Annotated in this window: 8 protein-coding genes; 4 read left to right on the top strand and 4 right to left on the bottom strand. The window is 67.5% G+C overall.

The genetic code is table 11. From position 1 onward, the window contains the following. Positions 1 to 3: 3 nt before the first annotated feature. The 4 genes from AB4061_RS17410 to AB4061_RS17395 all read right to left on the bottom strand — a co-directional run bounded on the left by AB4061_RS17410 (position 4) and on the right by AB4061_RS17395 (position 5,814). Entirely contained in the window at positions 4 to 2,718 is a 2,715-nt protein-coding gene (locus tag AB4061_RS17410) for a DNA topoisomerase III (protein ID WP_441635859.1), read from the bottom strand. Between the two features lie 269 nt (positions 2,719 to 2,987). Next, entirely contained in the window at positions 2,988 to 3,392 is a 405-nt protein-coding gene (locus AB4061_RS17405) for a thioredoxin family protein (protein ID WP_441635857.1), read from the bottom strand. Between the two features lie 98 nt (positions 3,393 to 3,490). After that, complete coding sequence (dprA, locus tag AB4061_RS17400) at positions 3,491 to 4,606, bottom strand: DNA-processing protein DprA (protein ID WP_441635855.1); 1,116 nt, start codon at positions 4,604 to 4,606, stop codon at positions 3,491 to 3,493. A 35-nt stretch (positions 4,607 to 4,641) separates the two neighbouring features. Then, complete coding sequence (locus tag AB4061_RS17395; RefSeq protein ID WP_441635853.1) at positions 4,642 to 5,814, bottom strand: LysM peptidoglycan-binding domain-containing protein; 1,173 nt, start codon at positions 5,812 to 5,814, stop codon at positions 4,642 to 4,644. A gap of 162 nt (positions 5,815 to 5,976) precedes the next feature. Here AB4061_RS17395 and def point away from each other — a divergent pair, with 162 nt between their 5' ends. The 4 genes from def to htpX all read left to right on the top strand — a co-directional run bounded on the left by def (position 5,977) and on the right by htpX (position 9,421). Then, positions 5,977 to 6,492 (top strand): peptide deformylase, encoded by a 516-nt coding sequence (gene def / locus AB4061_RS17390; RefSeq protein ID WP_441635851.1) that lies wholly within the window; start codon positions 5,977 to 5,979, stop codon positions 6,490 to 6,492. Positions 6,493 to 6,626: 134 nt separating this feature from the next. Further along, positions 6,627 to 7,640, top strand: coding sequence for a methionyl-tRNA formyltransferase (gene fmt / locus AB4061_RS17385; RefSeq protein ID WP_441635850.1), 1,014 nt, complete (start codon positions 6,627 to 6,629; stop codon positions 7,638 to 7,640). A gap of 91 nt (positions 7,641 to 7,731) precedes the next feature. After that, a complete protein-coding gene (locus tag AB4061_RS17380; protein WP_441635848.1) occupies positions 7,732 to 8,373 on the top strand; it encodes a LysE family translocator in 642 nt (213 codons plus the stop codon). A 187-nt stretch (positions 8,374 to 8,560) separates the two neighbouring features. Further along, positions 8,561 to 9,421: a zinc metalloprotease HtpX gene (gene htpX, locus AB4061_RS17375; RefSeq protein WP_441635846.1), complete on the top strand. Its 861-nt coding sequence runs from the start codon at positions 8,561 to 8,563 to the stop codon at positions 9,419 to 9,421. Positions 9,422 to 9,492: the final 71 nt, after the last annotated feature.

Below are 9,492 nucleotides of genomic sequence, written 5' to 3'. Positions count from 1 at the left end.
GACTCACTCTTCCTCGGCATCGGCCGTGGCTTCGTCGTCGGCGCGGGACTTGCCGGCAGCGCGCTTGGCTGCTGGCGTCTTGGCCGCGGCTTTCTTCGCAGCAGGAGCCTTCTTGGCAGCGGGGGCCTTCTTGGCCGCCACCTTCTTGGCCGGCGCCTTGGCCTTGCTCACCGTCTCCGCAGCCTGATCCTCGTCGCCAGCCTTGGCGGACGCGGTCTTGGCCGCAGCGCCCTTGGCCGCCGTCTTGGCGCCCGCCTTGGGCTCGCGTGCCTCGAACTCGAAGCCGATCTTGCCGTCCGGCTGCTTGGCCAGGAAGGCCTTGAAGTTGCGCCCGGTGCGTGATGACTTGAAGCCGGTCAGCAGATCCGTGCGGCCCGCGCCCAGCAGCTTGCCGATCTGCTCGCGCGAGATCTCCTGCTGCAGGATGATCTTGCCCGTGGTGAAGTCACAGCTCTTGGGCACGGCCACGCTGTTCTCGCACACGTACTTCATGCCGTGCTCGTAGACCGAGCCACCGCACTTCGGACAAGCGCCAACCGCTTCCTGGCCGGTGAAATCGACCGGCTCGCCGTCGTTGTCGTCGTCATTCTGGCCGAAGTCGAATTCCATCTTGTAGTGGCCTTCGTCGTCCTTGCCCAGCTTCAGGATGGCGGCAAACGGCCGGCCCATCTTGCTGCGGAAACCCTGCAGCGGACCGATTTCCTTCTTCAGCAGCAGTTCTTCGACTTCGTCGATCTCGAATTGGCGCCCACCCGGGATCTTGCTGATCGAGAACTCGCACGCGGTGCAGGCAAAGCGGCGGTAGTTCTCCTTGACCTGGCTGCCGCACTGCGGGCACGGCGTGGCCAGCGTGGCGTAGTCGCCCGGGATAGTGTCGCTGTCGTATTCCTTGGCGCGCTTGACGATCTGCTGCGTCATCTGCGCGATCTCACGCATGAACTCGTCGCGCTTCAAGCCGCCGCGCTCGATCTGCGACAGCTTGTGCTCCCATTCGCCGGTCAGCTCGGCCTGGGTCAGTTCCTGCACACCGAGCCCGCGCAGCAGCGTCATCAGCTGGAAGGCCTTGGCGGTGGGAATCAGCTCACGGCCTTCGCGCACCAGGTATTTCTCGGCGAGCAGGCCTTCGATGATGGCCGCGCGCGTGGCTGGCGTGCCCAGGCCCTTGCCGGCCATGGCTTCGCGCAGCGCATCGTCGTCCACCAGCTTGCCGGCGCCTTCCATGGCGGACAGCAATGTGGCTTCGTTGTAGCGTGCGGGCGGCTTGGTGGTCAGCATCACGCCGTCGACCTTGTCGACCTTGACGCGCTCGTCCTTGGCCACCGCCACCAGGTTGGCATCATCGCCCTGGGCTTCACGCCCGTAGACCACCAGCCAGCCCGGATTGACCAAGACCTTGCCTTCGGTCTTGAAATGATGGCCTGCCACCTCGGTAACGCGGGTGGTGACCTGGAACTCGGCCGCCGGGAAGAACACCGCCAGGAAGCGGCGCACCACCAGGTCATACAGCTTCTGCTCCGGCTCCGAGAGGTTCTTCGGGGCTTGCAGCGTCGGGATGATAGCGAAGTGATCGCTGATCTTGCTGTTGTCGAAGATCTTCTTGTTGGGCTTGATCCACCCGCTGGCCAGCACCTTCTTGGCATGCGGCAGGTAGTTGGGCGAGCTCTCGGCCAGCATGTCCATGGTCTGCTTGACCGTGTCCATGTAGTCCTCGGGCAGCGCGCGCGCGTCGGTACGCGGGTAAGTCAGCACCTTGTGCTTTTCGTACAGCGCCTGGGCCAGGCCGAGGGTGTTCTTGGCCGAGAAGCCGAAACGCGAGTTGGCCTCGCGCTGCAGCGTGGTCAGGTCGAACAGCGCCGGCGACTGCTGCGTGGACGGCTTGGACTCTTCGGTGACGGTGCCGGTCTTGTCACGGCAGGCCGCCACGATGCTCTTGGCCTCGGCCTCGCTCCACAGGCGCGACTCGCGCGTCTCGGGATCGAACTCGCTCTTCTTGAACTTGGGGTCGAACCAGCGGCCTTCGTACAGGCCGGCGGCGGCGACGAACTCGGCGCGCACTTCCCAGTAGTCACGGGGGACGAACTTCTTGATCTTCTCTTCGCGCTCCACGACGATCGACAGCGTGGGGGTCTGCACCCGGCCAACCGTGGTCAGGAAGAAGCCGCCGCCCTTGCTGTTGAACGCGGTCATGGCGCGCGTGCCGTTGATGCCGACCAGCCAGTCGGCTTCCGAGCGGCAGCGCGCGGCGTCCGCCAGCGGCAGCATGTCGGCATCGTCGCGCAGGCGGGCAAAGCCGTCGCGGATCGCCTGCGGCGTCATCGACTGCAGCCACAGGCGCTGCACCGGTTGCTTGGCCTTGGCGTGCTGCTGGATCAGGCGGAAGATCAGTTCCCCTTCGCGCCCCGCGTCGCAGGCGTTCACCAGGCCGGTGACGTCCTTGCGCTTGATCAGGCGGTTGAGCACCTTCAGCCGCGACTCGGTCTTGGCGATGGGGCGCAGGTCGAAGTGGGGGGGAATCACCGGCAGGTTCGCGAAGCTCCACTTGCCTCGCTTGACTTCGTATTCGTCCGGGGCGGCGATTTCAACCAGGTGGCCGACGGCCGACGAAAGAACGTAATCGTCACTTTCGAAGTATTCGTCATGCTTGGTAAAGCCCCCGAGGGCACGGGCTATATCGGCAGCAACCGATGGCTTTTCCGCGATGATGAGGGCTTTTGACATGGATCGGGTCCTTGCTGGCCGCACTCTGGCGGCCTGCGAATTATTGCCACTAAGGGCTCTGCACTATATGTAAACAGCGAGCTTGGGGCTTTGAGGCGCCAATAATAAGCGCGGTTCCGACGGCGGTGCAAGCAAGCTGCCTCCGCCGTCGCCGTCAAACGGGCGCTGCTGGCATGCGGGCCGGCCCTGAACAGCCGCCGCCCACTTCGTTTTTTGACCGCAGTCCGGTGCTCGTGCTCCTGGCTTGCGCCGGGCGCCGATGACCGGGGTTAGTCGCCGTTAGCGTGCGGCGCCAGCCACTCCAGCACGTTCGGCACCGCTGCGCCGGCCGTTGGCACCATCGCCGCGCCGCGCGCCAGCATGCGTTCGAGCACTTCAATATGCGGCAGCAGCGTGCCGTAGAACTGCGGTGCGCCGCCCGCCGCCGGCTGCACCAGCAGCGTCGGAAAATTATCGATATCGAGGTCGCCCAGCTGGTCGGCATGGGTTTCAATATCGATCCAGACGAAGCAATCGCCCGGAAACCGGGCGGCAAGCGCCGCGAACGCCTCCTGGTAGGTCCCGCAGGTGCCGCACCAGGCTGCGCACAGGCAGGCTACCAGGCGGCCTTGCGGACGCGCTGCCAACACCTGGGCGATTGCACCCGGGTCCTGCTCCGGAAAGTAAACGGTCATGATGGGGGAAACATGAGCCTTTTCAGGCACGGGAAATCGTTTGATTGTAGCGGCCGCCAGGAAATCCGTATTTCGGCCGGCGGTACCAGGGTTGCTCACTAGCTTATCCGGCGATAGACATTGCCCGGCAGCCGCTCCACCGTGCCCGCCAGTTCCAGTGACAGCAGGCTGGCCACCACTTGCTCGGGCGGCAGGGCGGTGCGCGCGCACAGCGCGTCCAGCGTGACGGGGTCATGGGTGAGCGTCAGGCCGAGGACATCGTCCAGCGCCGGCATGGGCGCAGGCGCCACCGGCCGGGCAGCGTCCCCGGCCATGCCGAGTTCCTCGAGCACATCGTGCGCGGTTTCCACCAGCTTGGCGCCCTGGCGGATCAGCAGGTGGCAACCCTTGGACAGCGGCGCATGGATCGAGCCGGGAATGGCATAGACCTCCCGTCCCATCTCGGCTGCCAGCCGCGCGGTGATGAGCGAGCCCGAGCGCGCGGCCGCCTCCACCACCAGCACGCCGCGCGCGAGCGCCGCGATGATGCGGTTGCGCTGGGGAAAGTGGTGGCTGCGCCCGGGCAAGCCGAGCGCGAACTCGCTGACGATGGCGCCGTGGGCCGCGATGCGGTGGGCCAGGTCGCGATGGCGGGCGGGGTAGACCAGGTCGGCGCCGGTGCCGATCACCGCCACGGTGCCGCCAGTCCCTTCCATAGCGCCTTCCAGAGCCCCCTCGTGCGCTGCGCCATCGATGCCCAGCGCAAGCCCTGACACCACCGTCAGCCCGGCGCCGGACAACACGCGGGCGAAGCGCCGCGCGTCCTCCACGCCCTGCACGGTAGCGCTGCGCGCACCGACCATGGCAATGGCCGGGCCGCCAAGCGCGCCCAGCCGGCCTTTGACGTACAGCACCAGCGGCGGGTCGGACAGATCCAGCAAGGCACGGGGATAGGCGGCATCGGCCAGCGTCACCACATGGTTGCCGGGCTCGGCGGCCCAGGCCACGGTGCGCTCGACCAGCGCCACCGTGACAGCATCGGGCGGTGCCAGCAGCGCCCGGGCGTGCTTCTCGGGGATGACCGCCGCCAGTGCGCTGACGGTCTGCGCCAGCAGCTGGTGCGGCAGCCCGAAGGTGGCCAGCAACTGGCGCAAAGCGCCGGTGCCCAGGCCGCGGGCACCGGTCAGCCGCAGCCACGCCTCGATATCGGCGGCGCTGCGGGTGGTGGTGGGCACGGGCGCCGGGTTGGCGCCGGTTGCTGCCAGCCCGGTCAACGCGGCGATGTCACGCGGTCGCCCACCTCGATCGCGTTCGAGGCGTCGGTGACCAGGGCATAGGCCAAGCCGGGGAACACGCGGAACACGAAAGCCAGGCCATAGCGCTCGTCGGGCAACTGGATGGCGCGGTTGCCGTCCGTGCGATCGCGCACCACTTGGCCGGCGCGCGACAGCGCGAGCACGTGGCCGGGCTCGAGGCCCGCGGCGGTGCCGATATTGAGCACGACCACCTGCTTGGCGCCGCCGAACTGCACGCCGCCGTAGACCGCCGCGATGCGGCCATCAAGCATGACATCCGGCGCGCGGGGCACATAGCGCACCGGTTCGCGCGCCGGCTGGGGCACCAGCAAGGTGCCAGAGCCCATTTCCTGCTGGGCCGCCGTGACCTTGACGGTAGTTACCGCATCGAAGCCTTCCGGCGGGCGCGACACACGGACATTGCCCTGGTACTCGGCTTCATAGCCCAGCACGCGGCCGGTAACCGGGTCCTTGACCGGCTTGACCGGCTTGAAGGCCTGCCAGTCGCTGCCGACCACCGCCTCGGGCGGGGAAATGCCGCGCGCATAGGCGATGTCGCCCATGCCCAGGTAGACCCGCGACTCGGGCAGGGCGATGATGCGCGCCGAGGTCTCCAGCGTGCCCTGGTCCACCACCAGCGGGCGGATCAGGAACGGCTCGATGTCTTTGGCGGGGATGCTGGCGATGGCGCCATCGGGCCCGCCTTCGCTGCGCACGGCTGGCGTGAGGCGCACCGTGCCGCCGGCATCGGGGCTAGTGGAAAGCCAGGCGCGGCCGTCGCGCTGAATCAGGTACAGGACCTGGCCGGGATAAATCAGGTGTGGATTGCGGATCTGCTGCTGGTTCATCCCCCACAGCTCGGGCCAGCGCCAGGGCTGGCGCAGGAAGCGCCCGGAGATCCCCCAAAGCGTGTCGCCGCCACGCACGACATACTGCTGGGGCGCGTCCGAAGCCAGGTCGGCGGCGGCAATGCCCTGCTGCGCGGTAACGCTGGCCTGGGCCCGCTGGGCCGGGGTGACGGTAAGATCGGCGGCATGTACTGGCGCCCCTGTGGCGGCGGTGATTCCGGCCGCACACAATATCCAACGGGCAAACGCGTACGGCCTGCGGCCCGGCGCCGCCTGGTGTTCTTTGGTAAGATCGCGCATTTTCTCGAACCGGCTGGCAGAACAGCCGGATTGACCCTGGAGAGCGTGCCTGTTGCGGCGCGCCTTGAATTTTTGTACTTGCGCCCCGATTCTGCATGTAAACACCCGTAGCCGCAACGCGCGGGTCACATGTGTGAGCGGCAGGCGTTGCGCCCCAGCATCATGGCTAAACTCGACATCCTGACCTACCCTGATCCCCGCCTGCATACCGTGGCAAAACCGGTTGCCGTGGTGGACGACCGCATTCGCAAGCTGGTAGAGGACATGGCCGAGACCATGTACGAAGCCCCCGGCATCGGCCTGGCCGCGACCCAGGTGGACGTGCACGAACAGGTGGTGGTGATCGATATCTCCGAGACCCGTGACGCACTACAGGTCTTCATCAATCCTGAGATCGTCTGGTCCAGCGAGACCCGCAAGGTGGCGGAAGAGGGCTGCCTGTCGGTGCCCGAGGTCTACGACCGGGTCGAGCGCCCGGACCATGTGCGCGTGCGTGCCCTGAACGAGAAGGGCGAGCCATTCGAGATCGAAGCCGACGAGCTGCTGGYCGTGTGCATCCAGCACGAGATGGACCACCTCAAGGGCAAGGTCTTCGTCGAGTACCTGTCGCCACTCAAGCTTCAGCGCATCAAGTCCAAGCTGATCAAGCTGCACAAGCGCGAACGCACCCGTATGTAAGGCCGCCGCGGCCGGCCGCGCGCCGGCGCTGGCCTGCTACCGGCCAGCTAGCGGTCTGCTATCTTATTGCCTTCCCGATGAATCAAGTTACCGGCCGCTGATGCGGCCGGTGCCGCTTTATGCCGGAGCGTGCCATGTCCCAAGCCGCAAGCCCATCCCAAGCGCTGCGCGTTGCCTTTGCCGGCACGCCCGAATTCGCCCGCGTGGCGCTCGAAGCCATCCACGCCGCCGGTTTCCCGGTGGTGGCGGTGCTCAGCCAGCCCGACCGGCCAGCCGGCCGCGGCCTGCAGCTGCAGGCCAGCCCGGTCAAACAGTACGCGCTGGAGCGCAGCCTGGGCCCGGTGCTGCAGCCACGCTCGCTGCGCCGCAACGGCAAGTATCCCGAAGAGGCCGGCGCCGCCGTGGACACGCTGGCGCAGATCGCCCCGGATGTCATGGTGGTGGCCGCCTACGGCCTGATCCTGCCGGCCGAGGTGCTGGCGTTGCCACGCTACGGCTGCCTGAACATCCATGCCTCGCTGCTGCCGCGCTGGCGGGGCGCCGCGCCCATCCACCGCGCCATCGAGGCCGGCGATGCGCAGACCGGCATCACGCTGATGCAGATGGACGAAGGGCTGGATACGGGCGCGATGATCCAGGGCGAAACCGTGCCGATCGGCCCCGGCGACACCACCGCCACCCTGCACGACACGCTGGCCGCGCTAGGCGGGCGCATGGTGGTGGAGGCGCTGCGCCGCCTCGCCGCGGGCCAGCCGCTCACCGGCACGCCGCAGCCGGCCGAGGGCGTGACCTATGCCGAGAAGATCGCCAAGGAAGAAGCCCCGYTGGACCTGCGCCGCCCGGCTGCGGCGCTGGCCGCCCAGGTGCGCGCCTTCAACCCGTTCCCCGGCGCCACCGTGCAGGTCGGCGAGACCGTCATCAAGTGCTGGCAGGCCCAGCCCCTGGCGTCCACGGCCAGCCACCCGCAGGCGCCGGGCACTGTGCTCGCGGCGGATGCCGATGGCGTGGTGATCGCCTGCGGCGAGGGCGCGCTGCGTGTGGCCGAGCTGCAGAAGCCGGGCGGGCGCCGCGTGCCGGCCCAGCAGTTCCTGCAAAGCATGCCGCTGCCGCCGGGTACCCGCTGCGCCGTGCCTGGCGGCACGGCATAATCGCCCTGCGCTTGCGGCAAAGCCACGATGCCCGGCTTGCCGCAGCATGCTCCGCAAGCCATTTCCGCATCCCATCCACCGGCAGCCAACCATGCTCGGCATTACTGACCTTCCCTTGTTCGTTGGCGCGGTGTTCCTGCTCAATGTGACGCCTGGCCCGGATACCGCCTATATCGTCGGGCGCAGCGTGGCGCAGGGCAGGGCGGCAGGCGTGGTCTCGGCGCTCGGGGTCAGTGCCGGATGCTGCGTGCACTCGCTGGCCATCGCCTTCGGCCTGACTGCCTTGCTGGCGGCATCGGCCACCGCCTTTACCCTGATCAAGTTTGCCGGTGCTGCCTATCTGGTGTGGCTTGGGCTGCGCCTGATCTGGCAGCGATCCGCGCCCCCCGGCGCGGACGCGGCCCCCGCTGCCCAGCCGGGCACGCGCGGCCTGCGCGCTTTGTTCATGCAGGGCTTCCTCACCAATGTGCTGAATCCAAAGGTGATCCTGTTCTTCATTTCCTTCTTCCCGCAGTTCGTGGATCGCAACGCCGAGCACCAGGCCCTGGCATTCCTGGCCCTGGGCGGCATCATGGTGGCGATGTCGACGCTATGGAACAGCCTGGTGGCATGGATGGCGGGCACCCTGACCCGCCGCGCCAGCGAGGTGCCGCGCCTAAAGTGCTGGATGGACCGCATTGTGGGCATGGCATTCATCGGGCTGGGCGCGCGCCTGGCCTTTGCCCAACGCTAGGAACGGTTGCCAAACCCGCTGGCACAACGAACGGCTGCCGGCGCCGCCTGCCCTTTTTTTAGGCAGGTGACGGTTGAATTTCCGGGCCGGGGTACTATCTAAACAGCACCGCGCCACGCTTTGCGCAGCACGGCCAGCCCGGCCACCCGGTGCGCGCGCGAGGATGGTTTTTTCGGAGATCACGACAATGTTCAACTGGGTCAAGACCTTCATGCTGATGGCCGCCATCACGGCGCTGTTCATCGTCATCGGTGGCATGATCGGCGGCCGCAGCGGCATGATGTTCGCGCTGATCATGGCGCTGGGCATGAACTTCTTCTCTTACTGGTTCTCGGACAAGATGGTCCTGCGCATGTACAACGCGCAGGAAGTCGACGCGAGCACGGCACCGCAGTTCTACGGCATGTTGCAGGAGCTGGCGCAGCGCGCCCAGCTGCCGATGCCGCGCGTGTACCTGATCAACGAGGATGCGCCCAACGCCTTTGCCACCGGCCGCGATCCGGAGCATGCCGCCGTTGCGGCCACCACCGGCATCCTGCGGGTGCTGTCGGAGCGCGAACTGCGCGGCGTGATGGCCCACGAGCTGGCTCACGTGCAGCACCGCGATATCCTGATCTCGACCATCGCCGCCACCATGGCCGGCGCCATCGCCGCGCTGGCCAACTTCGCCATGTTCTTTGGCGGGCGCGATGAGAACGGCAACCGCTCCAACCCCATTGCCAGCATCGCGGTGGCAATCCTGGCCCCGCTGGCGGCCTCGCTGATCCAGATGGCGATTTCCCGCGCCCGGGAGTTCGAGGCGGACCGCGGCGGCGCCACCATCAGCGGCGACCCGCAGGCGCTGGCGATGGCGCTCGACAAGATCCACCGCTATGCGCAAGGGATTCCGTTCCAGACCGCGGAACAGCATCCAGCCACGGCGCAGATGATGATCATGAACCCGCTCTCGGGCGGCGGCATCGCCAACCTGTTCTCGACCCACCCGGCGACCGAGGAACGCGTGGCGCGGCTGATGCAGATGGCACAGACCGGCGTCTATCCGGTGTAGGCGCGGTCCAAGCGTGGTCCAAGCGCGGTCCAAGCCGCCGCGCTACCCCCTCGCTGCGGCCAGCCAGGCGC

This window comes from Cupriavidus sp. YAF13, from assembly GCF_052113425.1.
GTDB lineage: Bacteria > Pseudomonadota > Gammaproteobacteria > Burkholderiales > Burkholderiaceae > Cupriavidus.
Note: the sequence above shows the minus strand (reverse complement) of the source record. Positions and strands in the feature narration are given on the sequence as shown.